The sequence below is a fragment of the Lysobacter sp. CCNWLW3 genome, assembly GCF_036697405.1.
Taxonomy (GTDB): domain Bacteria; phylum Pseudomonadota; class Gammaproteobacteria; order Xanthomonadales; family Xanthomonadaceae; genus Lysobacter.
On sequence record NZ_JBAHWA010000006.1, the window covers coordinates 232837 to 259832 of the forward strand.

Genomic DNA, 26996 nt, shown 5'->3' on the forward strand with positions numbered 1-26996 from the left:
GCGGCGTGGCGCGGGCGGCGAAGGCGTGCGCTCATTGCGCGGCCCAGCCTTCGACCTTGCCCGAGAACAGGTAGCGGCTGAGTTCCTCGAAGTCGTCGAACACCAGGTCCGGCGCGGACTCGCGCGCATGCCCGTTGTGCGCGCGATCGACCCGCAGCAGGGTGGTGATGCCGAAGCGGCGCGCGCCGGCGATGTCGCTGGCCGGGTCGTCGCCGATCATCCAGATCCGTTCCGGCTGGATGCCCAGCTTGTCGATCGCCAGCTGGAACGGCGCTTCCTGCGGCTTGTCGGCGCCGGCCTCCTCGGAGGTCACCACGTAGTCGAAGCAGTCGTCCAGGCCGAAGTAGATGATCTTGCGGAATTGGATCTGCGAGGTGAGGTCGGTGATGATCGCGGTACCGATGCCGCGGCTGCGCAGCGCCATCAGGAACTCGCGCACGCCCGGGAACAGCTCGCAGTGGGCCAGGAAGGTGCGCCAGTAGGTCTGCTCCAGGTCCAGGGTGATCACCAGCTGGGTCTTGCGCCCGAGCAGTTCGATGCCGCGCTGGAAGTACAGCAGCCGGCTGTGCGAACTGGCGGTGCGTCCCAGGCGCTGCTTCACCTCCTGGCGCGCCTGCGAGAAGGCCTGGCGCACGTCGCCGACCTCGCAGCCGAGCAGGCGCACCGCCTTCTCCTCGGCCGCCACGGTCGCGCAGGCGTGCGGATGGCCGTAGGCGTAGAGGGTGTTGTCGGTGTCGAAGATGATCGCCTGCGGCGCGCGCAGGGCCGTGTCCGTGTTGTGGATATTCAGGCTCATTGGATTCGGTTCTTCAGGGCTTCTTCGGTGTGCACCAGGACCAGCAACTGCATGATCCCGCTCATGCCGTCCTCCCACTGGGGACGGATGTCCAGCATTTCCTGCAGGCCGGGCACCAGACTGCGCGCGGCCAGGGCGATGTCCTCGGCGGCGACGTCGCCTTCGATCTCCATCTCGACCTCGCCCGAGTCGTCGGCCAGCTGCACGTCCAGGTGCAGGCCGCACACGCCGATCAGGATCCGCGCCACGCGCTCGTGATAGGTGCCGTTGCGGATCAGCGCGACCAGCTTCAGGCGCACCTGGTCGGGCGCGACGCCGCGTTCGAGCTGCTGCGGATTGACCGGTTGCAGGCGCAGCACCAGGCTGGCGACCGCCTTCTGCGGATGGATGTAGCGCTGCGAATCCGGCGCGCGCCGCTCCAGCGAACCGTTGACCGCGGCCAGGTCGTGACCGCGCTGGTGCACGTCGCGATGGATTTTCCAGGCCCGGCGCAGGGCTTCGTCCACGTCCAGGAACACGCTGACGTCGTAGCGCCGGCGCAGGCGCGGGAAGTGCAGCGCGTGCAGGCCCGAGGCGATGATCACGTCGTTCTTGGCCAGCAGGGTCGGGCTTTCGAAGCGCCCGGCGGTGTGGTCGTAGCGGCGGCAGACGATGGCCTTGCCGTCCATCAACGCGAGCACGTCGCTGCTGAAGCGCTGCAGGTCGTTGGCGCGCGGGTTGAGATGGGTCAGGCCTTTCCACATCGGCGCGTAGCGGTCCCAGATGTGGTAATCGTCGCCGGACACGTGCACCACCGAGTGGTCGCCGAACACGCCGGCCAGGGCGCGGCTCAGGGTGTCCTTGCCGGAGCCCGAATCGCCGGCGATGCCCAGCGCCAGCGGCTTCTGGGCGATGCGGTAGTAGTCGTTGCGGCCGACGCGTTCGCGCAGCATCTGCACGATCAGGACCAGGCCCGAGGCTACCACCAGGGTCATCCACAGCGAATGCACGTGCGGGCTGATGTGCGCGGCCACGGCGGCGATCGCCGGCGCCGGATCCCAACCCAGCAGGGGCGCGCTGGCGCCGCTGGAGATGAACACGTGCATCGCGATCAGCAGCAGCGAGAAACCGCCGGCCAGCACGCGCGCGCTGCGATCGCCCTGCAGCTGGTGCGCGACCAGAAACGGCACCAGCCACAAGTACCAGCCCGGCGGCGCCGGCGTGCCCAGCACCACCAGGAAGAACGACAGCCCGGTGCTGGCGATCAGCAGCTCGAAGCTGATGCGGCGGAAGCGCCAGGCCGCGTAGGCCGCGAGCAGGTACAGGGTCGGAGTGAGGTAGAGCTTGAGTTCCTCGCCCAGCGGCAGGGCCAGGTCGAACACGCGGCCGAACTCGCGCGAGCCGAACACCATGGCCACGAAGCCGCTGGACGCCAGCCAGGGCAGGGTCAGCAGGGTCGCCAGCAGCGCGCAGGCCAGCACGAACGGCGCCAGCATCGAGCGCAGGCGCTTGTTGCGCCACAGGTAGATGCCGATGAAGGGCGCGGCCAGACCCATGCTGAGCTTGGCCGCCAGCGCCAGGCCCAGCGCCGCGCCGCTGGCGACCGGGCGATAGCGGCGGATCAGCAGCAGCGACAGCAGCAGCAAGGCGATCGGCACGATGTCGGTCTGACCGTTCCAGTAGGTCACGAACAGCACGATCGGCGACCACCAGTACAACCACAGCAGCATGCGCGGCCGTTCCAGCGGCAGCAGGCGCCGCAGCAGCAGCAGGCAGGCCAGATCGGCGCCGAGCAGGCCCAGGCGGAAGCCGATGCCGGTGTAGGCGTCGCTGCCGGTGGCGGCGTCGACCAGCCAGCCCAGCACGCTGCCCGGCGCATGCGCCAGCAGCATCACCGGGCCGTAGGGATAGGCCAGCGGCGTGCCGCCGGCGGCGAGGAAGCTCGACCAGGGATCCAGGCTGGGAAAGCGGATCGCATGGTCCAGGAACGGCAGGAACCACTGCTGCTGGATCTTCGGCACCAGCAGCACGATCAGCAGCGCGCGCAGCAACAGGCCGGCGCGGAACTCCACGGTCCGCAGCATCGGGTCCTGCCACAGGCGCGTCAGCTTCATCGCCAAAGCGCGGTCTCCTTGGTGCAGACCGCGTCCACCGCGATACCCTCGCGCGCCAGCAGTTCGCGCATCGCGGCGATGCCCGGCCCGGCGTCGCGGCCCTGCAACTCCGGCGAGACCAGGCACAGGCGGAAGCCCGCCTCGCGCAGGCGCTGGGCCTGGGCGCGGTCCAGCGGGAAGCGGGTGAAGCAGTCCACCCAGATCCAGCGCACCCGGCCGGCCAGGGCCAGCGCGGTGTCGATGGATTCGTATTCCGACACCCGCACCGCGCAGCGCGATTCGCCGCGCGCGGCGGTGCGCACCAGGAACGGGAAGGACTGATCGAGGAAGAACCAGTCCTCGATGCCGCGCTCGCGCATCAGCGCGATCAGGCGGTCCTCCAGGCCCTCTTCCTTGACGTTGAGGATCAGCAGGCGATGGCGGTAGTCGTCCAGCCAGTCCTCGAAATCCTCGCCGTCGGCGAAGGCGTCGTGGTGGACGATGATGGCGTCGCCGCGGCTGCGCAGGTCGAGCTCGATCCCGTACTCGGGCGAGGTCGCGCGCAGTTCCTCGCGGGTGTTGCGGCGGTGGCGGACGATGATCATGCGGGGTGCGAGAGGTCTTTGCGCAGGCGCAGGCTGAAATCCACGGTGCGGCGGATGAAGCGCGCCTTGGCGCGCCAGTTCACGTTCCAGTGCGAGCTGCCGTGGGCGCGCTGGCCGAAGCGCACCGGGAAGCGGCGCACCTGCAGGCCGCTGCGCCGGGCCTGGTAATAGGCGTACAGATCCAGCGAGAAATCCTGCGGCGGCGCCTGCCAGCGCTCGAAGAAGGCGCGCGCGAACAGGGTCGGCTGGGCGTTGATGTCCCACAGCCGGCGCCGCAGCAGCAGGGTCTCGAACAGCGACATGCCGACGGTGAAGGCCACGTCGGCCGCGGGCCGGCCGTGGCGGCGGCCCTTGACGAACAGCGTGTCCGGATCGCGGTCGTCGAACAGCGCCAGGCCTTCCAGCGCGTCGGCCGGATCGGTCTGCATGTCGGCGTGGGTCCAGCCCACGACCAGGCCGCGCGCGGCGCGCAGGCCGGCGAGGATGCCGTGGCCGTAACCCTGGTTGCGCTCCACGCGCACGCTGCGGATGCGCTCGGCGTCCTGCAGCAGTTCGGCCAGCACCGCCGGGCTGTCGTCGGTGGAGCCGTTGTCGACCAGGATCGCTTCCACGTCTTCGCGCAGGAAGGTTTCGCGCAGGCGCGCCACCAGCAACGGCAGGTTGCGGGCCTCGTTGTAGCAGGGGATCACCAGGGACAGGCGCAGGGAGGTGGTCACGGCGTTTCGATCTTCCTCAGCACCACCGAGCGGCCCATCGCGAACACCGACGGCAGCAGCTTGACCAGGGCGCGGTCGGTGGCGTCGATGAGCTTGAGCAGGAAGCGCGGCAACTCGACCGTCTTGGCCTGCACCACCACGCCGCCGGAGACCAGGAACACGAAGCACTCGTTGAGCTCGTTGCGCTCGATCGCGAAGCCGGGCAGGTGGCGCTTGAACGCCGCCTCGTCGCGGAACAGCAGCAGCGGAATCGCGCAGTTGGCCGACCACGGATCGCGCGGATCGTTGGCGACCACGCTGTCGTCGAACACGTCGATGTCGTAGGACCAGCCCTCGTGGCGCATCGCGCGCAGCGCCAGGCGCAGCAGGAAGCAGGTGTTGAGGTCCTGGATCAGGATCAGCCCGCCCGGCGCCAGCTTGCGCTGCATGACCTGGAAGAAGCGCAGCGGATTGGGCAGGTGGTGGATCATGTGGCTGAACACCGCCACGTCGATGGAACCGTCCGGATAGGGCGGGTCCATGGCGTCGGCGACATCGTCGATCCACGGCCGCGCTTCCACGTCGGTGATGCGGAAGTTGTCGTGGCGGATGAATTCCTTGCTGAAGCCCGAGCCGGCGCCGAACTCGACCACGCGCTGGCCGGGCTTGAGGTAGGCGTTCATCCAGTCGTAGCGCTTGTACAGCAGGAACTCGAGATTGCGCGGGCGGTGCTTGAGGAAGAACTCGCGCGCCAGTCCGACTTCGCCTTCGTGCGCGAAGCGGTTCTCCTCGTGCGTGGGGAAGTAGGTGCTAGGCAGGACCATGGGACGACTCTCCGGCGAAACGGATTGCGGCGAACGCGTACGGGCTCAGCATCGGAAGCGCTCCGGATCGCGCATGCGGTAGCGCTCGGCCAGGGCCGGGCGGGCGTCGGCGGGCACGCGCGGGTCGTGCTCGATGCGGTAGGGATGGGCGGGCCACTTGTGGAAGCAGGACTGCCAGTACTCGAAGGTGCGCAGGTCGTCGGGAGTGCCCCAGCACAGGTAGTGCGCGACCTCGAACACCCGGCAGTTGAGGCCGGCGGCGACCGCGTCGTTGATGCAGCTGTCGACGTAGAACTCGCCGTTGACGCGGCCGTCGCGCGCGATCATCGCCTCCGCGGCGGCGGCGAAATCGCCGGCGCGGCGGAAGGTGAAGGTGCCCAGCACGATCGGATCGCGCGCGGGATCCGACAGCGGTTGCTTGACCGACACCGACAGCACCCGGCCGCCGACCTCGTCGACCCAGCCGTAGTGGTTGGGGCGGCGCGCGGCGCCCGGATAGCCGCGCGCGACCCAGACGATCACGTCCACGTCCTCGTCGGCCAGCAGCGCCGACAGCGCGTCGGCGTCGAACACCGCGCCGTTGTCGCAGGCGCCGATGGTCAGCGGCTGCTCGGGATCGAGGCCGTCCAGGCCGAGCAGGCAGGTGCGGGCCTGGCCGTCGGTCACCCGCTCCAGGTCGACCAGGGCGCAGCCGGGGAAGCGCGCGCGCAGGGCCTCGGCGATGCGCGCGGCGCCGTCCAGGTCGCGGCGTTGCACGAACACCCGCTGCGCCGGTTCCGGCAGATCGCGCGCGGCCTGCACCACCATCGGTTCGCCCGAGACCGGGATCAACGGCTTGGGCTCGCGATAGCCTTCGCTGGCGAAGCGCGCGCCCAGCCCGGCCATCGGCACCATCACCGCGCCGCGCTGTCGCGGCGGCGCCAGCGGGCGCGCCGGATCGGCCAGGCGCCGGAACGCGTTGGACCAGTAGCGGTATTCCTCCAGGTCCTGCGGCGTGCCCCACTGCATGAAGTGGTTGAGCTCGTAGACCGCGATGCAGGCGCCGTCTTCCAGCAGCGGCTTGTAGGCCAGGCTCACGTAGTGCTCGCCGCCCAGGCTGAGGTCGGCGCGCGCGCTGCAGCGCTCGAAGGCGTCGCCCATCAGCGCGCCGGAGCGGAAGTAATAGCTGCCGCTGGACGCGTACTCGCGCGTGGGCTGGTCCGTGTAGGGCTGCTTTTCCTGGATGTCGAGCACGCGCGCGCCGTCGGTGCGCACGTAGGCGTAGTTGGTCGACCCCATCATGTGCGGATGGAAGCCGGTGTAGCAGGGAATCGCGCCGTCGCAGCCGCTGTCGAGCACGAAGGATTTGAAGTCGCGGTAGTCCCAGGCGCAGGCGAAATCGCAGTAGTTCACGATCGTCGGCGCGTCCGGGTCCAGCAGCGCCATCGCCTGCAGCACCGCGTGCACGGGACCCAGCTTGTGCGGCGCGATCCCGAGCACGCGCCCGCTCGGGCAGATCCGCGCCAGCTGGTCGGCCATGCGGTAGTCGGGACGGTCCAGGTGGTCCTGATTGCACACGAACACGAAATCGGTTTCGCCCGGGAACAGGTCGACCACGTGGGCGATGATGGGCTTGCCGTCGACCTCGATCAGCGGCTTGGGCACGCGGTAACCGGCGCGGCGGAAGCGCTCTCCGAAACCTGACATGGGGACGACGATCTGCATGGGCTCCTTCCGTGGGGTCGTGCGGGTCGTGGGGTTCAGTGCCCGGGCCGCGATAAGGCGCGGCGATAGGCTTCGGCTTCCCAGTCCACCAGGGCGGCGACGTCCTCGTCGCCGAGGTAGACCAGGTGCTCGTCGCCGCGCAGGCGCAGCGCGACCAGGGCCAGGCACAGCAACATCTGCTGCGCGCCGGCCGACAGTCCCGGCGCGACCAGCACGCCGGCGCCCGGCAGCAGCGCGAACGCGGGTGCGACGCCGCAGGCCGCGGTGCAGCGCGCGACCGCGTCCGACAGCCGGTCCGCGCCGTCGCCGTCCAGCACCGCCGCATGCGCGCCCAGGAACACCGCGTGATCCGGGTACAGCGCGCCGTCGCGCGCGATCCGCAGCGCGGCCGCGTCGGTGCCCAGCGCGTGTACGCGCGGGTCCTGCGGCGCTTCCCAATTCAGGTCGTTGACTGCGCGCAGACGTGCGGGATCGGCGCTGCGGGTGGAGCGCTCGGGCAGGGCCAGGCGACGCTCGACTTCGCTCAGCAGCGCATCGGCCGCGGCGCAATCGCCGGCGCCGACGACCAGGCCGTGGTTGGCCAGCACCAGCACGTCGGCCGCGCGTTCGCGCAAGGCCTCGCGCACTACCTGGGTGAGCGGATAACCCGGCCGCCGATACGGCACCCAGGCCCAATTCAGGCCGTTCAACAGGGCGCCCAGTTGCGCGCGCGCATCCGCGCGCACCGCCCAGGCGATGGTGTTCACCGAGTGCACGTGCGCGACCACCGGATGCGGCAGCAGCGCGTGCAGCGAGGTTTCGATCGAGGGCCGCAAGGCGTGCGCGACGCCCAGGCGCGCCAGCCGCGCTTCGCCGTCGGCATGGCCGAGCGCGGCGCGCGCTTCGTCCAGCGGCAGCGGCACGAAAATATCGCGCTCGCGCGCCTGCGCGAGCCAGGTGCCGGAGGCCTTGACCCACAAGGTGCCGTCTTGTTTGACGGAGGTGTTACCGCCGCCGCCCTGTACCAGCAGCGGATCGGCGCCTATCCGCGCCGACCATGCGATCAACGCGTCCAAAGCGGCTGCGATGTGGCCCATCACGCCCCCGCCGTTGCGGTGTCCGTGCGCGATTCGGGCGAATTACGGTGCTGCGAGAACGGTCGATCCATGTGTTCCCCCTCCCTGCTGGCTGCTGCTCCTGAATCCCCTAATACTCGATTTGGGCTTGCAACCGGCCGTCCCACGGCCGGATAAGGCGCTCCCCACGCCGGTTTCCCCCGCCCGGCACTGGACGGCCCGGCAACCGATGTGGTCCGCTTTTGCCCCCCGGCCTCGTTATGTGGATAGGATAGGGACGGGGGCACCACGGATGGAACGCCAAGGATGATCGCGAACATGGTTCGCGTGCAAGAGCATCTCCGAAGCGACGCGTGCTGGATGCCAAAGGGGTGCCGACAGGATCAGGTCGGCCGAGGATGCTCGTAAGTCAAGGAAGTTCAGGGATGAGTGATATCGACCCGCGTATCGCCGAGCTGTCGCCTGCGAAACGCGAACTGCTGCGTCAGTTGAGCGCGCGTCAGCGCATCGGCCAAAACCGCATTCAGCCGCGCGCGCGGCCCGCGCGCATTCCGCTGACCTTCGGCCAGCGCCGGCTGTGGTGGCTGGACCGTTTCCTGCCCGGCATGACCGCCTACAACCTGCCGGTCGGCCTGTGGCTGGACGGCGAACTCGATCGCGGCGCGCTGCGCGCGGCCCTGCAAACCTTGCTCGATCGCCACGAAACCCTGCGCACGGTGTTCCGCGCCGAAGACGGCGATCCGTACCAGCACGTCCTCGAACGCATCGAGCTGCCCTGGCAGGAATTGAGCGCGCACGGAAGCGACGCCGACGAGCGCGAGGCCGACGCGCTGCGCCTGGCGCGCGCGGACACCGCGCGCGCGTTCGATCTCGGCCGCGACGCGATGATGCGTGCCACGCTGATCGGCGTGGCGCCGCAGCGCCATCTGCTGCTGCTGGGCTTCCACCACATCGCGATCGACGGCTGGTCCACCAACGCGCTGCTGGAAGAACTGCAGCGCGCCTACGACGCCCTGCGCGCCGGCGGCGTGGCCGACACCGGCGCGCCCGCGCTGCAGATCGCCGATATCGCGCTGTGGCAGCAGGAAACGCTGGGCGGCGAAGGCCTGCAGCCGCAGCTGGATTACTGGAGCGCGCGCCTGGACGGCGCGTCGACCTCGCTGGACCTGCCCGCCGACCGGCCGCGTCCGGCCGCGCAGAGTTTCCGCGGCGCGCTGTATCGCAGCGAAGTGCCGGCGCCGGTCTACGAGCAGCTCGAGCGGCTCGCGCGCGAACGCCAGGCCACGCTGTCGATGGTGTTCCTGGCCGCCTATCAGGCCCTGCTGTCGCGCTACACCGCCCAGGACGACATCACCGTCGGCATGGGCGTGGCCGGGCGCGCGCGGGTCGAGCTGGAGCCGGTGATCGGTTTCTTCGTCAACACCCTGCCGATGCGCGCGCGCATCGAAGGCGATCCGAGCTTCGCCCAGCTGCTGGCGCAGGTGCGCGAGAGCGTGCTGGGCGCGATGGAGCACGCCGACGCGCCGCTGGACCGGATCCTGGAGACCCGCCGCCTGCCGCGTTCGGCCAGCCACACGCCATTCGCGCAGGCGCTGTTCTTCTTCCAGAACTATCCCGCGCTGGGCCTGGGCATGGGCGGGCTGCAGGTGCGCCAGGCGCACCTGATGGACCTGGCCCACGGCAGCGCCCAGGGCGACCTCAGCCTGTTCGTGAACCAGCACGGCCAGCGCGAACTGATGCTGGAATACAGCACCGACCTGTTCGATCGCGCGCGCATCGAGCGCCTGTGCGGGCATCTGTTGAGCCTGCTGGCCGCGGCCGCGGCCACGCCCGACGCGCCGCTGAGCACGCTGGAATTGCTGACCGCGCAGGAGCGCGAAGAACTCGCGCGCTGGAACGACACCGCGCGCGAACTGCCGGCCGATCCCACCATCGCCGCGCAAGTGCAGGCCCAGGTCGAACGCACGCCGGACGCGATCGCGCTGCGCTGCGGCGCGCGCGAGCTCAGCTACCGCGAACTCGACCGCCGCGCCAACGCGCTCGCGCACGAGCTGCGCGCAGCCGGGGTCGGCCCCGGCGATCTGGTCGGTCTCTATGTCGAACGCACGCCGGAAATGCTGATCGGCCTGCTCGCCATCCTCAAGGCCGGCGGCGCCTACGTGCCGCTGGATCCGACCTATCCCGCCGATCGCCTGGCCTACATGCTCGAAGCCTCGGCCGCGCGCGTGCTGGTGAGCCAGCGCGAACTCGCCGACAGCCTGCCCGGCGACGTCGCGGTCGTGGTCTATGCCGACGCGAACGCGGCGCTGGACGCCCGCGCCGAGCGCGCGCCCGAGGGCGGCGCCGGTGCGCGCGATCCGGCCTATGTGATCTTCACCTCCGGTTCCACCGGCAAGCCCAAGGGCGTGGAGATCCAGCAGCGCTCGGCGGTGAACCTGCTGCGTTCGGTCGCGCGCGAGCCCGGCCTGGCGAGCGGCCAGGTGCTGTGCGCGATCAGCACGCTGTCCTTCGACATCGCCCTGTTCGAGCTGGTGCTGCCGCTGACCGTGGGCGCGACCATCCTGCTGGTCGACCGCGACACCGCGCGCGACGGCCTGCGCCTGCGCCGCCTGGTCGACGACACCGCGATCGACGTGATGCAGGCCACGCCCGCGACCTGGCGCATGCTGCTGGAGCTGGGCTGGAGCGGCAAACCCGGCCTCAAGATCATCTCCACCGGCGAGGCCCTGCCGCGCGAACTCGCCGACCGCCTGCTGCCCTGCGCGCGCGAGCTGTGGAACCTCTACGGCCCCACCGAAACCACGGTGTACTCGGCGCTGTGCCGCGTGCACGCCGGCAGCGGCCCGATCCTGGTCGGCAAGCCGGTGGACAACACCCAGATCCACATCGTCGACCGTCATATGAAATTGCTGCCCGCCGGCGTGCCGGGCGAGCTGCTGATCGGCGGCGACGGCCTGGCCACCGGCTATCGCGGGCGCCCCGATCTGACCGCGGAGAAATTCATCTCCGATCCCTTCGGCGCCCCGGGCGGGCGGCTGTACCGCAGCGGCGATCTGGCGCTGTGGCGCCGCGACGGCACCCTCGAGGTGATCGGCCGCATCGATCATCAGATCAAGCTGCGCGGCTTCCGTATCGAGCTGGGCGAAATCGAATCGGTGCTGGCGCAGTACCCGGCGGTGACCCAGGCGGTGGTGCACTGCCGCGAGGACCGGCCCGGCGACAAGCGCCTGGTCGCCTACGTGACCGCGAACGGCGAGGCGCCGGCGACGGCCGCGCTGCGCGACCATCTCAAGGCCGCGCTGCCCGACTACATGGTGCCCAGCGCCTTCGTGGTGCTGGATCGCTTCCCGCTCACCCCCAACGGCAAGGTCGACCGGCGCGCGCTGCCGGCGCCGGAAGCCGTGGCCGGCGCCGCGGACGACGCCGACTTCGACGCGCCGGTCACGCCCGAGGAGCAGGCCCTGGCCGCGATCTGGCAGCAATTGCTCGGCGCGCCGCGGATCGGCCGCGGCGACAATTTCTTCGACCTGGGCGGGCATTCGCTGCTGGCCACGCGCCTGCTGGCGCGGATCGAGCAGCAGTACGGCATCGAACTGCCACTGCGCGCGCTGTTCGAGGACGCGACCCTGGAACGCCTGGCCGCGCGTGTCGCCGACGCCTGCGTCGAGGCGCTGCCGGAGGACCTGGAAAGCCTGCTGGCCAGCCTGGAACACCTCAGCGACGAAGAAGCCAGCGCGCGCCTGGCCGCCACCCTGCCCGGAGGCGGACATGACTGAGATCAATCAGCGTCTGGCCGGCCTGTCGCCGGAAAAACGCGCGCTGCTGCTGCAGCAACTGGCCAAGCAATCGCCGGCCGCGCCGCGCAGCGAGATCGGCCGGCGCGCGCGCCCGGCGCGGATTCCGCTGTCGTACGCGCAGCAGCGCCTGTGGATCCTGGACCGGATCGATCCCGGCTCGGCCGCCTACAACGTGCCGACCTCGATGTGGATGCAGGGGCCGCTGGACGAGGCCGCGTTCGCGCGCGCGCTCGACGAGATCCTGCGCCGTCACGAAAGCCTGCGCACCCTGATCGCGGCCGACGAAGAAGGCCCGCACCAGGTGGTGCAGCCGCCCTCGGCGGTGCCGATCGAGCGCCAGGACTTGCGCACGCTGCCGGCGCCGGAGCGCGAGGCGGCGGCGTTCGCGCTGGCGCGCGCCGAAGCCCGGCGCCCGTTCGACCTTGCGCGCGGGCCGCTGTTGCGCGCGCTGCTGGTGCGCGTCGACGACCAGCGCCATCTGTTCACCCTCAACGCCCACCACATCGCCGTCGACGGCTGGTCGCTGGGCCTGTTGAACGATGAGTTGCGTCAGCTCTACGGCGCCTACCAGGACGGCCTGGAATCGCCGCTGCCGGAACTGCCGGTGCAGTACGTGGACTACGCGCTGTGGCAGCGCGAACTGCTGGAAGGCCCGGCCCTGCGGACCCAGCTGGATTACTGGCGCCAGCGCCTGGCCGGCCCGCTGCCGGTGCTGGAGTTGCCCGGCGATCGTCCGCGCCCGCCGGTGCAGAGCTACCGCGGCGAAGTGCTGCGCAGCACGCTGGCGCTGGAGACCTGGGATGCGGTCAAACGCTTGAGCCGGCAGGAGGGCGCGACTCCCTTCATGACCGTGCTGGCCGCCTATCAGACCCTGCTGATGCGCTACTCCGGCCAGCACGACCTGGTGGTCGGCGTCGGCGTCGCCAACCGCCGCCGCGAGGAACTCGAATCGCTGGCCGGTTTCTTCGTCAACACCCTGGCGCTGCGCAACGACCTGTCCGGCAACCCGAGCTTCCGCAGCCTGCTGGCGCAGGTCAAGGACAGCACCCTGGCGGCGTATGCGCACCAGGACCTGCCGGCCGAGCGCCTGATCGAAGACCTCGCGCCGGAGCGCTCGCTGAGCCACGCGCCGGTGTTCCAGACCATGCTGTTCTTCCAGAATTTCCCGTCCGGCGACAGCCACCTGGCCGGGCTGACCCTGACGCCGGTGGATTTCGACCGGATCAATCCAGGCACCGCGCGTTCGGACCTGGCCCTGTTCGCGGGCGAGCAGGAAGACGGCCTGGCGCTGTTCTTCGAGTACGCCAGCGACCTGTTCGACGCCGCCACGATCGAGGCCTTCTCGGGCCACTTCCAGCAACTGCTGCGCTCCATCGTCGCCGACCCGGACCGGCGCCTGGGCGAGTTGGAGATCCTGCCGCAAGAGGAGCGCCAGCGCCTGCTGCGCGAATGGAACGACACCGCGCTGGAGGCGCCGCTGGATACGCCGCTGCATCGTCTGTTCGAGCGCCAGGCCGAGCGCCGGCCCGACGCGATCGCGGTCGAATGCGGCAGCCAGCGCCTGAGCTATGCCGAACTCGATGCCCAGGCCGATGCGCTGGCGCGCGCGCTGGCCGCGCGCGGCGCCGGGCCGGGGCAGTTGGTGGGCCTGTTCGTCGAACGCTCGCCGCGCATGCTGGTCGCGCTGCTGGGCGTGCTCAAGGCCGGCGCGGCCTATGTGCCGATGGACCCGAGCTATCCGGCCGAACGCCTGGGCTACATGCTCGAAGACGCGCGGGCGCGCCTGATCGTGAGCGAGCGCGCCCTGCAGGCGCAGCTGCCGTCCTCGGGTTGCGAACCGCTGTGGCTGGACGAGTTGGACGCCGCGCCGGGCGCGCGCGTCGACAGCGGCGTCGGCCCGGAAGACCTGGCCTATGTGATCTTCACCTCCGGCTCCACCGGCCGGCCCAAGGGCGTGCAGATTCCGCACCGCGCCGCGGTCAACTTCCTCAGCGCGGTCGCGCGCGAACCGGGGCTGGGCGAAGACGATGTGATGTGCGCGGTCACCACCCTGTCCTTCGACATCGCGGTGCTGGAACTGTTGCTGCCCTTGAGCGTGGGCGCGCGCATCGCCCTGGCCGACCGCGCCACCGCGGCCGACGGCGCCGCGCTGGCGCGGCTGATCGACAGCGCCGGCGCCAGCGCGATGCAGGCCACGCCCGCGACCTGGCGCATGCTGCTCGACGCCGGTTGGCGCGGGCGCCCGCAGCTGCGCCTGTTCTGCGGCGGCGAAGCGCTGCCGCGCGAACTCGCCGATCGTCTGCTCGACTGCGGCGCGCAGCTTTGGAATCTGTACGGCCCCACCGAAACCACGGTGTGGTCGGCGGTCGAGCGCGTGCGCGCCGACGGTGCGGCGATCAGCATCGGCCGCCCGCTGGCCAACACCGAACTGCATATCGTCGATGCGCGCGGCCAGCTGGTGCCGGTGGGCGTGCCCGGCGAGCTGCTGATCGGCGGCCTCGGCGTCGCCCGCGGCTACCTGGCCCGGCCCGAGCTCAGCGCCGAGAAGTTCGTGCCCGACCGTCACGGCGCGCGCCCCGGCGCGCGCCTGTACCGCAGCGGCGACCTCGCCCGGCGCCTGCGCGACGGCCGCATCGAAGTGCTGGGCCGCATCGACCACCAGGTCAAGCTGCGCGGCTTCCGCATCGAACTGGGCGAGATCGAGTCGGTGCTGGCCGAGCATCCGCAGGTGCGCCAGGCGGTCGTGGTCTGCCGCGAGGACCGGCCCGGCGACAAGCGCCTGGTCGCCTACGTGATCGGCGCCGCCGACGGCGCCGAGCTGCGCGCGCATGCGCGCCAGCACCTGCCCGAATACATGCTGCCCTCGGCCTATGTGGCGCTGGCGCAGTACCCGCTGACCCCGAACGGCAAGGTCGACCGCAAGGCGCTGCCGGCGCCGGACGCCGACGCCCTGGAGGCGCAGGCCTACGTGGCGCCGCGCAACGGCGAAGAAGAGACCCTGGCGCGGCTGTGGGCCGAGGTGCTCGGCCTCGAGCGGGTCGGCATCCACGACGATTTCTTCGACCTCGGCGGGCATTCGCTGCTGGCCACCCAGCTGATCACGCGCGTGCAGAAGGCCTTCGGCGGCGAGATCGCGCTGCGCAGCCTGTTCGAGGCGCCCAGCGTGGCCGGCTTCGCCGAGCTGCTGCTGCGCCAGCGCATGGACAGCGTCGACGCCGACGCGCTGGCGGGCATGCTCGACCAGCTCGAAGGATTGTCGGACGAAGACATACAACTGCTGCTGGCAGGCGAGGGCGCCGAACGATGAGCGCGACGATCGCCTGCGGAGTGGACGGCGCATGAGCGCGGCCGACGACAACGCGCCCGGCGCGATGGCCGAGCGCCTGGCCCGGCTGACGCCGCAGCAGCGCGAACTGCTGCGACGCCGCCTGTCGGCGCGCGACGCCGACGCGCAGCTGCCCGAAGACAATGCGATCCAGCGCCGCAGCCGGCCCGGCGAGCCCTTGCCGCTGTCGGCCGCGCAGCAACGGATCTGGTTCTTCGAGCGCCTGCAGCCCGGCAGCGGCGCCTACCACGTCTACGCCCATCACTACCTGCGCGGTGCCCTGGACGTGCCGGCGCTGGAGCGCGCCCTGGGCGACGTGATCCAGCGCCACGACGCGCTGCGCACCTCGTTCGCGGAAATCGCGGGCGAGCCGCGCCAGACCGTCGCGGCCGAGGTCGCCACGACGCTGCCGCTGATCGACCTGCGCGGACTGGACCTGGTCTCGCGCGAAGCCGAGGCGCGCCGTTACGCCAGCGAAGAGACCGAGCGCCCGTTCGATCTGGCACGCGCGCCGCTGCTGCGCGCGACCCTGCTGCGCCTGGACGAGGAAGACCACCTGCTGCTGGTGGTGATCCATCACATCGTTTCCGATGCCTGGTCCTGCGGCGTCCTGTTCGACGAACTCGCGCGCTGCTACGAAGCGCGCCTGGACGGCCAGGCGCCGGCCTTGCCGGAACTGCGCCTGCAGTTCGGCGACGCGGTGCTGTGGCAGCGCGAACCGGCGCAGGAGCGCCAGGTCGCCGACCAGCTCGGGTTCTGGCGCCAGGCCCTGGAAGGCAGCAGCGGCCTGCTCGACCTGCCCACCGACCGTCCGCGTTCGCCGGCGCCGACCGGGCACGGCGCGCGCCACCATCTGCGCATTCCGCTCAGCGTCGCCGCCAGCCTGTCCGACCTGGCGCGGCGCGAGCACGCGACCTTGTTCATGGCGCTGCTGGCCGCCTTCCAGACCCTGCTCGGCCGTCATGCCGGTCAGGACGACGTGGTGATCGGTTCGCCGGTCGCCAACCGCGGCGTCGACGGCGTCGCACCGCTGATCGGCCTGTTCGTGAACACCCTGGCCCTGCGCGGCGACCTGTCCGGCGATCCCAGTTTCCGCGAGCTGCTCGCGCGCACCCGCGCCCACTGCCTGGACGCGTTCGAGCACGCGCAGGCGCCGCTGGAGCGCGTGATCGACCAGCTGCGCCTGGAACGCGTGCCCGGCCGAACGCCGCTGTTCCAGAGCATGTTCGTGCTGCAGAACGCCGGCACCGCGCCGCTGGCCCTGCGCGGTTTGCGCACCGAATGGTTCGAGCCCGAGGTGCACACCTCGCGCTTCGAACTGACCCTGTCGCTGGGCGCGTCCGAGGCCGGCCTGGACGGCGTGCTCGACTACGACAGCGACCTGTTCGACGCCGCCACCATCGCCCGCCTGGCCGACCAGTACGGCGTGCTGCTGCATCGCGTGCTCGCCGACCCCGACCTGCCGCTGTCGCGGCTGTCGCTGCTGGACCAGGACGCGCGCCACGAAGTGCTGGCCTTGGGCGACGGCGGCGCCGCGCCGCAGCCGCCGGCGCCGACCCTGTACGCCTTGTTCGAGCGCCAGGCCCAGCGCAGCCCGGAGGCGATCGCGATCGTCGAGCCGGGACGCGAGCTCAGCTACCGCGACGTGTACCGGCGCGCCAACGGCATCGCCCAGCGCCTGCGCGCCCTGGGCACGGTCGCCGAAACCCGCGTGGCGGTGCTCGCCGACCGCTCCGCCGAGGCCCTGATCGGTGTGCTCGGCGTGCTCGCCGCCGGCGGCGCCTACGTGCCGATCGATCCCGCGCATCCGGACGAGCGCATCGCCTTCCTGCTCGCCGATGCCGGCGCGCTGGCCCTGGTCGCGCCCGCGGCCCTGATCGCGCGCGCCGACGCGGTCGCCGGCGACGTGCCCTGCGTGATCACCGACAGCGTGCCGCCGTCCGACCTGGCGCCGGCCGAACTCGCCGGCGCCGAGCACGCGGCCTACGTGATCTACACCTCCGGTTCCACCGGCGCGCCCAAGGGCGTGGTGGTCGAGCACCGCGGCGCGGTCAACCTGGCCCTGGGCTTCATGGCGCGCCACGACTTCGTCGCCCAGCGTCTGCTGATGATTCCGCCGTTGGTGTTCGACGCCTCGGTCGGCGACATCTTTCCGGCGTTGGCCAGCGGTTCGGCGCTGGTGCTGCATCCGGCCCCGGCCGAACTGGGACCGTACGAACTGGAAAGCTTCTGCCGCGACTACGGCGTAACCGCGATCGACGCGCCGGCCGCGCTGTGGCGGCGCTGGAGCGAGGGCTGGTTCGCGGCCCAGCGCACGCGTCCGCTGCTGCCGGCCTTGCGCCTGATGATGATCGGCGGCGAGAGCGTGCCGCTGGAGCAGGTGCGTCGCTACGCCGGCGTCAGCGGCGGCCGCGTCGCCCTGTGCAATCACTACGGCCCGACCGAGGCCTCGGTCTGCGCGACCATGCTGTCCACCCGCGACGGCGGCGAATTCTCCGGCGCCGAACTGCCGATCGGCACGCCGCTGCCGGGCGTGCGCGTGTACGTGCTCGACGCCGAACTCGGCCTGGCGCCGCGCGGCGTGATCGGCGAGCTGTGCATCGGCGGCGCCGGCATCGCGCGCGGTTACCTCGGCCAGCCCGAACTGACCCAGGCCGCGTTCCTGCCCGATCCCTACGCCGAAACCCCCGGCGCGCGCCTGTACCGCACCGGCGACCTCGCGCGCTGGAACACCGACGGCAGCCTGCAGTTCCTCGGCCGCCGCGATCACCAGGTCAAGCTGCGCGGCGTGCGCATCGAGCTGGGCGAGATCGAAACCGCGCTGGCCGCGCACCCGCAGGTGCAGGCCGCCGCGGCCGCGCTGCGCGAGGACCGGCCCGGCGACAAGCGTCTGGTCGCCTACGTGGTGGCCGAGGCCGGGCTGGAGCCGGCGTCGCTGCGCGAATTCCTGGCCCAGCGCCTGCCCGAGGCCTTGTTGCCCTCGCTGTTCGTGCCGCTGCCGGCGCTGCCCTTGAACCGCAACGGCAAGGTCGATCGCCATGCCTTGCCGGTGCCGCCGGCCGCGGTCGCGGCCGAGCGCGTCCTGCGCGCGGCGCAGGGCGAGACCGAAGCCGGCGTGCTCGCGGTCTGGCGCGAGGTGCTGGGGCGCGAGGACATCGGCGCCGACGAGGACTTCTTCGCGTTGGGCGGCGACTCGCTGTCGACCCTGCCGCTGGTGTTCAAGCTGCACGCCGCGTTCGGCGTCGAACTGCCGCTGGCGGCGGTGTTCGCCAGCCCGACCGTGGCCGGCCTGGCGCGCGCGATCGAAGCCCAGCGCGCCGGCGTGTCCGACGCGCGCACCGATCTGCAGGCGCGCGTGGTGTTGCCGGCGGACATCGATCCGCGCGGCGCGCGCGCGCCGGCCGTGCGCGCGCAACCGGCCAGCGCCCTGGTCACCGGCGCCACCGGCTTCCTCGGCGCCTACCTGGTGCGCGAGCTGCTCGACACCACGCAGGCCGAACTGCTGTGCCTGGTGCGCGCCGACGGCGAGGCCGAAGGGCTGCGCCGCATCCGCGCCAATCTCGACAGCTACGGGCTGTGGCGCGCGGGCGACGAACGCCGGCTGCGGCCGGTGTGCGGCGATCTGGCCGCGCCGCGCCTGGGCCTGGACGCGGCGGCCTTCGATGCGCTCGCGCAACGCGCCGAGGTGATCTTCCACAACGGCGGCCAGGTCAACTTCCTGGCGCCCTACGAACACCTGGAAGCGGCCAACGTCGGCGGCACCGTCGAAGTGCTGCGCCTGGCCGCGCGCCACCGCATCAAGCCGGTGCACCTGGTCTCGACCCTGGGCGTCTACCTCACCGAGCGCCACCTCGAGCGGGTGGTGCGCGAATCCGATCCGCCGCCGGACGCCGAAGGCCAGATGGGCGGCTACAACCAGAGCAAGTGGGTCGGTGAGCAGCTGGCGCTGGCCGCGCGCGAACGCGGCCTGCCCGTGGCGATCTACCGCCCGGCGCGCATCACCGGCGACAGCCGCCTGGGCACCAGCAACCTGGGCGATTACTTCAACGCCTGGATCAAGGGCTGCGTGCAGCTGGGCTACGCCCCGCACCTGCCCGACGAATCCTTCGACATGGCGCCGGTGGATTACGTCGGTCGCGCGATCGTGCGCCTGGCGCTGGGCGCGGGCGAGGCCAACGGCCAGTACCACTTCTTCAATCCGCGCCGCCTGCCCATCGTCGAGGCGGTCGCGACCATGCGCGACGCCGGCCTGGCGGTGGAAGAGATCGACTATCCGTCCTGGCGCAAGGCCCTGCTGGCCGAAGCGGCGGTGTCGCGCGAGAACGCGCTGGCGCCGTTCGCCGGCCTGTTCCCGCAGGATCCGGACCCGCGCGAACCGCGCTTCGATTGCAGCGCCACCCTCGATGCGGTCGCCGCGCTGGGCCTGGTTTGCCCGCCGGCCGACCGGGTCCTGTTCGCGACCTACCTGGATTTCCTGCGCAGCCGCGGCGCCCTGCCGCTGGCGGTCGAGGAGGAGGAAGCGTGAACCGCTACGCCGGCCTGCGCGATTTCCTGCTGATCTGGGTCGGCCAGCTGGTGTCGGGCGTGGGTTCGCGCCTGACCTCATTCGCGCTGGGCATCTGGGTCTACCAGAGCACCGGCTCGACCACCCAGTTCGCCCTGATCTTCGTCGCCATGGCGGTGCCGGCGCTGTTGATCTCGCCGATCGCCGGCGCCCTGGTCGATCGCTGGGACCGACGCCGCACCATGATCGCCTGCGACGCGGTCTCGGCCCTGACCATGTTCGCGCTGGCGGCCTTGTACGCCACCGACCGCCTGGCCCTGTGGCACGTCTACGCCGGCGTCGGCATCTCGGCGATCGCCAACGCCTTCCTGCAGCCGGCGTATGCGGCCAGCATCCCGCTGCTCGCCAGCCAGGAACAGCTCACGCGCGTGAACGGTCTGGTCCAGACCGGTTTCGCGGTCGCCCAGGTCGGCGGACCGCTGCTGGCCGGCGTGCTGGTCAGCACCATCTCGATGCAGGGCGTGCTGATCGTCGATGCGCTCACCTTCGTGATCGGCGTGATCGCGCTGTGCTTCGCGCGCGTGCCGCGCCCGCTGCGCAGCGCCGAAGCCGAGCAGAGCCTGTGGCGCGAGGCCGCGACCGGTTTCCGTTACGTGCACGATCGCCCCGGCCTGTACGGCCTGCTGCTGGTGTTCGGCGCCACCAACTTCCTGTTCGGCATCGCCAGCATCGCGATCACGCCGCTGGTGCTGTCGTTCGCCGATGCCGCGCTGCTGGGCGTGCAGATGGCGGTCGGCGGTTGCGGCCTGCTGCTGGGCGGCCTGGCCATGAGCACCTGGGGCGGCCCGAAGCGGCGCATCCACGGCGTGTTGGGTTTCTCGCTGGCCGCCGGCGTGCTGCTGGCCGTGCACGGCCTGGCGCCGTCCTTCGCCTTGGTGCTGGTGGCCGGTTTCGGCTTCTTCCTGACGTTACCTGTGCTCAACGCGTCGAATGCCGCGCTGTGGCAGAGCAAGGTGCCGGCCGATCTGCAGGGCCGCTGCTTCGCGATCCAGCGCGTGCTGTCGGAAGCGGCGATGCCCCTGGGCTATTGCCTGGCTGGTCCGCTGGCCGAGCGCGTGTTCGAACCGTTGATGGCGCCCGGCGGCGCCCTGGCCGCATCGGTCGGGGCCTGGATCGGCGTCGGTCCGGGCCGCGGCCTGGGCCTGATGTTCATAGTCCTTGGGGTCCTGATGACGGCGGTCGCGGCCAGCGCCTATGCGGTGCGCGCGATCCGCCGGGTCGAGGACGAATTGCCCGACGCGCCGATTCTGGCGACGGGTTCGGCGGCGGGAGTCAGCGCCGCGGCTTGAGTTTGCGATGGAGGCGTCATGCAAGGAGAAGAGATGGATCTCGGTGCGTATCGGGTGGTGGTCAATCACGAAGACCAGTACTCGATCCTGCCGGTGGCGTATGCGATCCCGCAGGGCTGGCGCGATGCCGGCTTCGAAGGATCGAAGGACGAATGCCTGGCTCGCATCCGCGAGTGGTGGACCGACATGCGCCCGCTCAGCGTGCGCAATGCGGCACGCGGCTGAGCCAGGGACCAGGAGCGAGGCGATGAGCCCAGATAACGATTCCTTCCAACTGCCCGACCCGGATGCGGCCCTGATGGCGGGGCGCACCCACGTCGAAAGCGCCGGCGCGGCCGCGCGCGGCCAACTGCTGCGCGCCTCGGACGTCGAGCGCAACCAGCCCTCCAGCGCGCCGCTGCCCACCATCGTAAGCTGGGTGCGCGAGTTCCTCGCCCAGCCGCATCCGGAGCTGGGCCGGACCGGGCCGGTGTGTCCGTTCACGCCGCTGGCGCTGGGCCTGGACACGATCTGGCTCACCGAGGTCGCCGACGCCGATCCGGATCCTGCGCGCATGGCCGAGCTGATCGCGCATTACCGCGATCTGTTCCTGGAAATCGAGCCGCGCAACGGCGCGGCCGCGGTCAACAAGTCGATCCTGATCGTGTTCCCCAACCTCGGCGCCGACGGCGCCAGCGTGGTCGACCGCATCCAGGCCGAGAACAAGGGCGGCTTCGTCGAACTGGGCCTGATGCTGGGCGAGTTCCATGCCCGCAACAGCAGCCCCGGCCTGCGCAATCCGGAGTTCTTCCCGCTGCGCAGCCCGGTGCCCATGCTGGCGATCCGGCACATGGTCGAATCCGACCTGCCGTTCCTGCGCCGCGACATCGACGCGCCGGAAGTGCGCGCGGCCTACCTGCGTTCCTATCTGCGCCGGCTCGGGCCCAACCTGCGCCGCAACAATTTCGAGCAGGCGATCGAAGCCCTGGTCGAAGCGGAACTGCAGCTGCGCCTGTCCGCCGGTGCGCAGGAAACGCCGCGCCTGAGCGCGGTGCCGCGCACCGCCGCCCGCGCACGTCGCGCCGCTGTCGGAACCGCGGTCGATGACTGACGCACCCGCTCCGGATAACGCCGCGCGCGTGGCCATCGTCGGCGGCGGTCTGGCCGGCTCCCTGCTGGCGTTGCGCCTGGCCGCGCTCGGCCATGGCGTCGACGTCTACGAACGCCGCCCCGACCCGCGCGTGAGCGGCGCCGAAGGCGGCCGCTCGATCAACCTGGGCCTGTCCAAGCGCGGCATCCAGGCGCTGACCGAGGCCGAACTGATCGACGCGGTGATGCCGACCTCGGTAACCATGGCCGGGCGCGTGATCCACGCCCCCGACGGCAGCACCCGCTACCAGCCTTACGGCAAGGATCGCGGCGAAGTGCTGCACTCGATCGATCGCAACGAACTCAACCGCCTGCTGCTGGACCGCGCCGAGCGCCACCCGCAGGTGCGCCTGCACTTCGGTCACCGCCTGGTCGCGGCCGACAAGGCCGCGCGCGAACTCGAATTCGACACCGGCGGCGCGACCTTGAAGGTACGCCCGGACTGGGTGGTCGGCGCCGACGGCGCGTTCTCGCGCACGCGCCAGGAAATGCAGCGCGGCGAACGCGCCGACTACCACCAGGAATACCTGGAGTGGGGTTACAAGGAACTCACCCTGAAGCCGCTCGCCGACGGCAGTTCGGCGATCGAGCTGGAGGCGCTGCACGTGTGGCCGCGCAGTCACGGCCTGTTCGTCTCGCACCCCAATCGCGACGGCTCGCACACGCTCACCCTGTTCCTGCCGTTCGAAGGCCCGGACAGTTTCGCCACCACCCGCAGCGAAGACGAGGTGCGCGCGCTGTTCGCCACCTACTTCCCCGACCTGCTGCCGCTGCTGCCGCAGCTGGTCGAGGAGTGGATGGCGCATCCGGTCGGCGCGCTGGTGACCACGCGCACCGCGCCGTGGAGTCGCGAGGACTGGATGGTGCTGGTCGGCGACGCCTGCCACGCGGTCTATCCCTTCTACGGCCAGGGCATGAACTCGGCCTTCGAGGATTGCTCGGCGCTGATGGCCGCGCTCGCGCGCCATCCGGGCCGGCGCGCGGACGCGTTCGCCGACTACGAACGCTCGCGGCGCCCGCACACCGACACCCTCGCCGAACTGTCCAAGGCCAACTTCGTCGAGCTGCGCCAGAAGGTGCAGTCGCCGTGGTTCCTCGCGCGCAAGCGCCTGGACGTGGCCCTCAACCGGCTGCTGCCGCATTCCTGGTTGCCGCTGTACACCATGATCGCGCACACCACCATGCCCTACGGCGACGCCCTCGCGCGCGCGCGGCGGCAGGAGCGCATCCTGGTCGGCGCCGGTGCCGGCGCGCTGGCGGTCGTCGCGGTCGGCGCCTGGTGGGCGCTGGGCGGCTGAGCGCACCGTTTCGGCGCACTTCACGCACGGTTTGGCGCGGGATTTTCCCGCATCAGATATGTGCTTTGCGTGCCATCAATCTCGACGCTTCGAACAGGTTCGAAGCCTCGATGCGCGGCACTTGACGCCGCCCCCGGCCGTGTAGAAGCTGGCCCCACGCCGTACCGGGCTGTAACCCGCGTGCTGGGGCGCACAGGAACCGCTGCATCCCACCGGGGAGCCAAGCAGTGACGCACACGGAATGTGGATCGGCCGGCCGCTCGCCGTCGGCCCCATCGCCATCACTTCAGAGCCTCGTGTTCGTCGCAGGCAGGTCTTGCGTTGGTCCGAACGCTGGAGCAGGCACCGTGCAGCACGCGGCGCGCCCGCCGTTCGGTGGCGTGTCATCGCTTTGTTGGATTTCTTCTGGAGGCTGTCGCAGCGACCGCGACGGATAGGCCTCATCGTGGGTCATGCCCGGCTCGCGCCGCGCACGCCTCAGCAGCAAACCACGCCGTCCGCGAGGCCGGTGCAGACAACTCGAAAGGGGATGGTATGGGTTACGAAGGATTGAACCGCCGCCGCTCCATTGCCGTGCGCGGGCGCTCGCTCGCGGCCGCGCTGGGCTTGCTGGCGCTGCTGAGCGGCGCCGCCTCCGCGCAGGAGATCGGCCAGGTCTGGGCCAGCCCCTGGGCGTTCAACGGGCCTCATAGCAACGAGCGCGCGGTGCAGCAGGACATGGAGAGCCTGTATGCCGCCTCGCTGCCCTACGGCCCCTTCAGTTTCGAAGTCACCAAGCAGACCGTGCTGAGCGACCGCACGATCTACCAGTACGAGTTCGAGCGCGTGCCGCCGGTGGTGGGCGAGTGGAGCCATCACAGCCTGCTCGACCCGCAGCAGCCGAACGCGACCCTGCAGATGGTCGTGGACCAGATCAAGCAGCGTCTGGACGCGGACAGCACCGGGCAGGGCTGCCCCGCGTCCACCGTGGTGACCGTGTCGCCCAACTGGCAAGTGGACAGCAGCTGGGACAACGGCCAGAGCATCAACGAGTCCACCACCTACACGGCCAGCTACGCGGTCGGTTCGCCCGGTAATTGCAGCAGCACCAACGAGAACAGCTCGATCTTGCGTAACCGTTCGATCCAATGCCCCAACATCACGGTGCATGCGTGGAGCGCCTCCAAGCAGGCCTGCGCCGGCGTGCCGGGCTCGGAGATGGCCTACGTCAGCGACCCTCCGCGCGTCTGTCCGTCCGAGGAGGGCTGTCAGACCACCAGCGGCGCCAAGACTGAAACGACGCGCGATTTCGACCTGGGTTGGATCGCCTTTCAGCGCAGCTACCACTCCGGCGGCTCCGCCGCTGGCGGCGGCTTCGGCGGCGGCTGGACGCATTCGCACAACATCCGCCTGGCCATCGGCACCGATCCGGCCAGCGGCAACGCGACGCTGCACTACGGCCTGATCGAGGGCAACGGCGCGCACGTCGCCTACAAGCCCGTCGGATCGGCCTATGAGGCGACCGAAGGCAGCGGCGACCGCCTGCTTGCGTCCGGTGCGCAATGGAAGCTCTACCGCGCCGATCGCGTGCTGACTTTCGATGCCGAAGGCCGGCTGCTGGAGCAGCGCTACGACGATGGCACCTTCCTGAGCTACAGCTACGACACCCTCAAGCGCCTGACGACCATCGCGCACAGCAGCGGCCGCACCCTGGAGTTCGCCTATGCCTCGGGCAAGGGCGCCGCGCCGGTGGCATCGATCAGCTCCGGCGGCGCGGTGCTGGCCAGCTACGGCTACACCTCGCAGGGGCAGGTGCAGACGGCGACGTATCCCGGAGGCGCGCAGCTGGGCTACCACTACAGCAAATCCAATGCGCCGATGCTGTTGACCGGCGTCACCGCCGAGGACGGCCGCCGCCTGAGCAGCTACACCTACGACGCCAAGGACCGCGTGGAGTACAGCGAGCTGCAAGACGCGGGCGCAGGCTTGTTGCTGGAGTACACCGCGGGCGGCACGGCCAAGGCCACCAATGCGCTCGGCCGCGTGAACACCTACGCCCTCACCGCCACACCGCCCAGCGGCGCGCCGCGCAAGGTCGCCTCCGTCAACAACAGCGCCGGCACCCTCAGCTACACCTACTACCCCGAAACCACCGACTTCCGCCGCCGCCTCGACACCGTCACCGACCGCAACGGCACGGTCGCCAAGCACCAGTACGCCGAGATCACCGACACCGTCTCCGGTCTGTTGGTCAGTGCGCATACGGTCACCGAGGCCCAGGGCACGGCGCAGGCGCGCACCACCGAGCAGCGCTCGGAGCTGGCCACCAACCGCGTGCTGATGACTTTGGTCGGCAACCGCGAGACCCGCATCGTCCGCAATGCGCGCCAGCAGCCGACCTCGGTCGCGGTGCGCGACACCGCCACCAACGCCACCCGCACCACCGCCTACGCCTACTGCGAAGCCGCCGACGTCGCCGCCAGCAACAGCACCTGTCCCTTGCTGGGCCTGCTCAAGTCGGTCGACGGCCCGCGCACCGATGTCGGCGACGTCACCACCTACGCCTACTACCCCAGCGACGACGCCAGCTGCGCCTCCGCCCCTGCCGCCTGCCCGCACCGCAAGGGCGACCTGTGGAAGACCACCAATGCGCTGGGGCAGGTCACCGAGGTGCTGCAGTACGACGCCCAGGGCCGGGTGTTGTCCGTCAAGGACATCGCCGGCGTGGTCACCGACTACGAATACCACCCGCGCGGTTGGCTGACCGCCACCAAGGTCCGCGGCCCCAACAACGCCAGCGAAACCGACGACCGCATCACCCGCGCCATCTACGAACCCACCGGCTTGGTCCAGCGCCTGACCCAGCCCGATGGCCGCTACCTCGTGTTCACCTACGACGCCGCCCAGCGCCTGACCGACGTCGCCGACAACGCCGGCAACACCCTCCATTACACCCTGGACGCCGCCGGCAACCGCACCCAGGAAGAAACCAAGGACAGCGGCGGCATCCTGCGTCGCCAACTCGGCCGCGCCTACAACGCCCTGGGCGAGCAGACCCAGCACAAGGACGCCGACAACCACATCACCGGCACCACCTTTGATGCCGACGGCAACCCCAACCTGGTCACCGACCCGCTCAGCCGCGTGGTCGACCACGACTTCGACCCGCTCAACCGCGTCTCGCGCACCGTCCAGGACCCGGGCGGCATCGCCGCCGAAACCCTGTACCAGTACGACGCGCTGGATCAGGTCACCCAGGTCACCGATCCCAAGGGTTTGAACACCGGCTACACCTACAACGGCTTCGGCGACGTGACCGCGCTTAGCAGCCCGGACACCGGCCTGACCCAGTACGGCTACGACAGCGCCGGTAATCTCGACAGCCGCCTCGACGCCAACGACGCCCAGGCGCACACCTACGACTACGACGCGCTCAACCGCTTGACCTCGGTGTCGATGCTGGCCACCAGCGGCGGCAACGACATCGTCTATCAGTACGACATCTTCAACACCGGCTGCGGCGGCGAGCCTTCGTTCGCGCGGAGCCGTTTGACCGGCATCAACAAGAACTTCGGCGCCGCGCTGCGCTACTGCTACGACCGCTTCGGCCAGGTCGAAACCAAGATGCAGATCGTCGGTGGCCGCTTCTTCATGGTGAACTACAGCTACACCGCCGCGGGCGACCTGAAGACGGTGAACTACCCCGACGGCGCCGTGGTCGACTACGTGCGCAACGCCCAGGGCCGCATCACCGAGGTCGGCGTCACCCCGAACGGCGGCAGCCGCACGGTGCTGCTCAACCAGGCCGGCTACGCCCCGTTCGGCCCCGCGACCGGCTGGGTCTACGGCAACGGCCGCACCCTGT

The 26996-nt window shown here is 70.7% G+C and carries 15 protein-coding genes; 8 read left to right on the top strand and 7 right to left on the bottom strand.

Annotation, left to right across the window (positions count from 1 at the left end):
- Positions 1 to 31 precede the first annotated feature (31 nt).
- From V1318_RS12665 to V1318_RS12695, 7 genes are read right to left on the bottom strand one after another with little or no spacing between them, the layout of a single operon-like run.
- Positions 32 to 796, bottom strand: coding sequence for an HAD family hydrolase (locus V1318_RS12665; RefSeq protein ID WP_332940041.1), 765 nt, complete (start codon positions 794 to 796; stop codon positions 32 to 34).
- The gene (locus V1318_RS12670; RefSeq protein WP_332940042.1) at positions 793 to 2889 is read right to left on the bottom strand and encodes a hypothetical protein; all 2097 of its coding nucleotides are present in this window, start codon (positions 2887 to 2889) and stop codon (positions 793 to 795) included. Before V1318_RS12670 ends, V1318_RS12665 begins: the two co-directional genes overlap by 4 nt.
- Positions 2886 to 3473, bottom strand: coding sequence for a phosphatidylinositol-specific phospholipase C/glycerophosphodiester phosphodiesterase family protein (locus V1318_RS12675; protein ID WP_332940043.1), 588 nt, complete (start codon positions 3471 to 3473; stop codon positions 2886 to 2888). Before V1318_RS12675 ends, V1318_RS12670 begins: the two co-directional genes overlap by 4 nt.
- Positions 3470 to 4189, bottom strand: coding sequence for a glycosyltransferase family 2 protein (locus V1318_RS12680; protein WP_332940044.1), 720 nt, complete (start codon positions 4187 to 4189; stop codon positions 3470 to 3472). Before V1318_RS12680 ends, V1318_RS12675 begins: the two co-directional genes overlap by 4 nt.
- Positions 4186 to 4992 carry a class I SAM-dependent methyltransferase gene (locus V1318_RS12685; protein ID WP_332940045.1) on the bottom strand — a complete coding sequence of 269 codons (807 nt, stop codon included), beginning with the start codon at positions 4990 to 4992 and terminating at the stop codon, positions 4186 to 4188. The genes V1318_RS12680 and V1318_RS12685 overlap by 4 nt, the downstream gene beginning before the upstream one ends.
- 45 nt (positions 4993 to 5037) lie before the next feature.
- On the bottom strand, positions 5038 to 6696 hold the full coding sequence (locus V1318_RS12690; protein ID WP_332940046.1) for an NTP transferase domain-containing protein: 1659 nt from the start codon (positions 6694 to 6696) through the stop codon (positions 5038 to 5040).
- A 35-nt stretch (positions 6697 to 6731) separates the two neighbouring features.
- Positions 6732 to 7772 (bottom strand): class II aldolase/adducin family protein, encoded by a 1041-nt coding sequence (locus V1318_RS12695; RefSeq protein ID WP_332940047.1) that lies wholly within the window; start codon positions 7770 to 7772, stop codon positions 6732 to 6734.
- Positions 7773 to 8176: 404 nt separating this feature from the next.
- Between V1318_RS12695 and V1318_RS12700 the strand changes: the two genes are divergently transcribed.
- The 8 genes from V1318_RS12700 to V1318_RS12735 form a co-directional block, all read left to right on the top strand.
- A complete protein-coding gene (locus tag V1318_RS12700; RefSeq protein WP_332940048.1) occupies positions 8177 to 11527 on the top strand; it encodes an amino acid adenylation domain-containing protein in 3351 nt (1116 codons plus the stop codon).
- On the top strand, positions 11520 to 14855 hold the full coding sequence (locus V1318_RS12705; protein ID WP_332940049.1) for an amino acid adenylation domain-containing protein: 3336 nt from the start codon (positions 11520 to 11522) through the stop codon (positions 14853 to 14855). The genes V1318_RS12700 and V1318_RS12705 overlap by 8 nt, the downstream gene beginning before the upstream one ends.
- Positions 14856 to 14886: 31 nt before the next feature.
- On the top strand, positions 14887 to 19398 hold the full coding sequence (locus tag V1318_RS12710; protein ID WP_332940050.1) for an amino acid adenylation domain-containing protein: 4512 nt from the start codon (positions 14887 to 14889) through the stop codon (positions 19396 to 19398).
- Positions 19395 to 20726 (top strand): MFS transporter, encoded by a 1332-nt coding sequence (locus V1318_RS12715; RefSeq protein WP_332940051.1) that lies wholly within the window; start codon positions 19395 to 19397, stop codon positions 20724 to 20726. The genes V1318_RS12710 and V1318_RS12715 overlap by 4 nt, the downstream gene beginning before the upstream one ends.
- Before the next feature lie 18 nt (positions 20727 to 20744).
- Positions 20745 to 20951 (top strand): MbtH family NRPS accessory protein, encoded by a 207-nt coding sequence (locus tag V1318_RS12720; protein ID WP_332940052.1) that lies wholly within the window; start codon positions 20745 to 20747, stop codon positions 20949 to 20951.
- A 22-nt stretch (positions 20952 to 20973) separates the two neighbouring features.
- Complete coding sequence (locus V1318_RS12725) at positions 20974 to 21816, top strand: DUF6875 domain-containing protein (RefSeq protein WP_332940053.1); 843 nt, start codon at positions 20974 to 20976, stop codon at positions 21814 to 21816.
- Complete coding sequence (locus V1318_RS12730) at positions 21809 to 23152, top strand: NAD(P)/FAD-dependent oxidoreductase (protein ID WP_332940054.1); 1344 nt, start codon at positions 21809 to 21811, stop codon at positions 23150 to 23152. Before V1318_RS12725 ends, V1318_RS12730 begins: the two co-directional genes overlap by 8 nt.
- A gap of 534 nt (positions 23153 to 23686) precedes the next feature.
- On the top strand, positions 23687 to 26996 hold a 3310-nt coding region (locus V1318_RS12735; RefSeq protein WP_332940055.1), incomplete at its 3' end, for a DUF6531 domain-containing protein.

Coding starts and splice junctions, on each gene's coding strand:
- V1318_RS12665 (WP_332940041.1), bottom strand. CDS start 796: ATGAGCCTGAATATCCACAACACGGACACGGCCCTGCGCGCGCCGCAG.
- V1318_RS12670 (WP_332940042.1), bottom strand. CDS start 2,889: ATGAAGCTGACGCGCCTGTGGCAGGACCCGATGCTGCGGACCGTGGAG.
- V1318_RS12675 (WP_332940043.1), bottom strand. CDS start 3,473: ATGATCATCGTCCGCCACCGCCGCAACACCCGCGAGGAACTGCGCGCG.
- V1318_RS12685 (WP_332940045.1), bottom strand. CDS start 4,992: ATGGTCCTGCCTAGCACCTACTTCCCCACGCACGAGGAGAACCGCTTC.
- V1318_RS12690 (WP_332940046.1), bottom strand. CDS start 6,696: ATGCAGATCGTCGTCCCCATGTCAGGTTTCGGAGAGCGCTTCCGCCGC.
- V1318_RS12695 (WP_332940047.1), bottom strand. CDS start 7,772: ATGGGCCACATCGCAGCCGCTTTGGACGCGTTGATCGCATGGTCGGCG.
- V1318_RS12700 (WP_332940048.1), top strand. CDS start 8,177: ATGAGTGATATCGACCCGCGTATCGCCGAGCTGTCGCCTGCGAAACGC.
- V1318_RS12705 (WP_332940049.1), top strand. CDS start 11,520: ATGACTGAGATCAATCAGCGTCTGGCCGGCCTGTCGCCGGAAAAACGC.
- V1318_RS12710 (WP_332940050.1), top strand. CDS start 14,887: ATGAGCGCGGCCGACGACAACGCGCCCGGCGCGATGGCCGAGCGCCTG.
- V1318_RS12720 (WP_332940052.1), top strand. CDS start 20,745: ATGCAAGGAGAAGAGATGGATCTCGGTGCGTATCGGGTGGTGGTCAAT.
- V1318_RS12725 (WP_332940053.1), top strand. CDS start 20,974: ATGAGCCCAGATAACGATTCCTTCCAACTGCCCGACCCGGATGCGGCC.
- V1318_RS12730 (WP_332940054.1), top strand. CDS start 21,809: ATGACTGACGCACCCGCTCCGGATAACGCCGCGCGCGTGGCCATCGTC.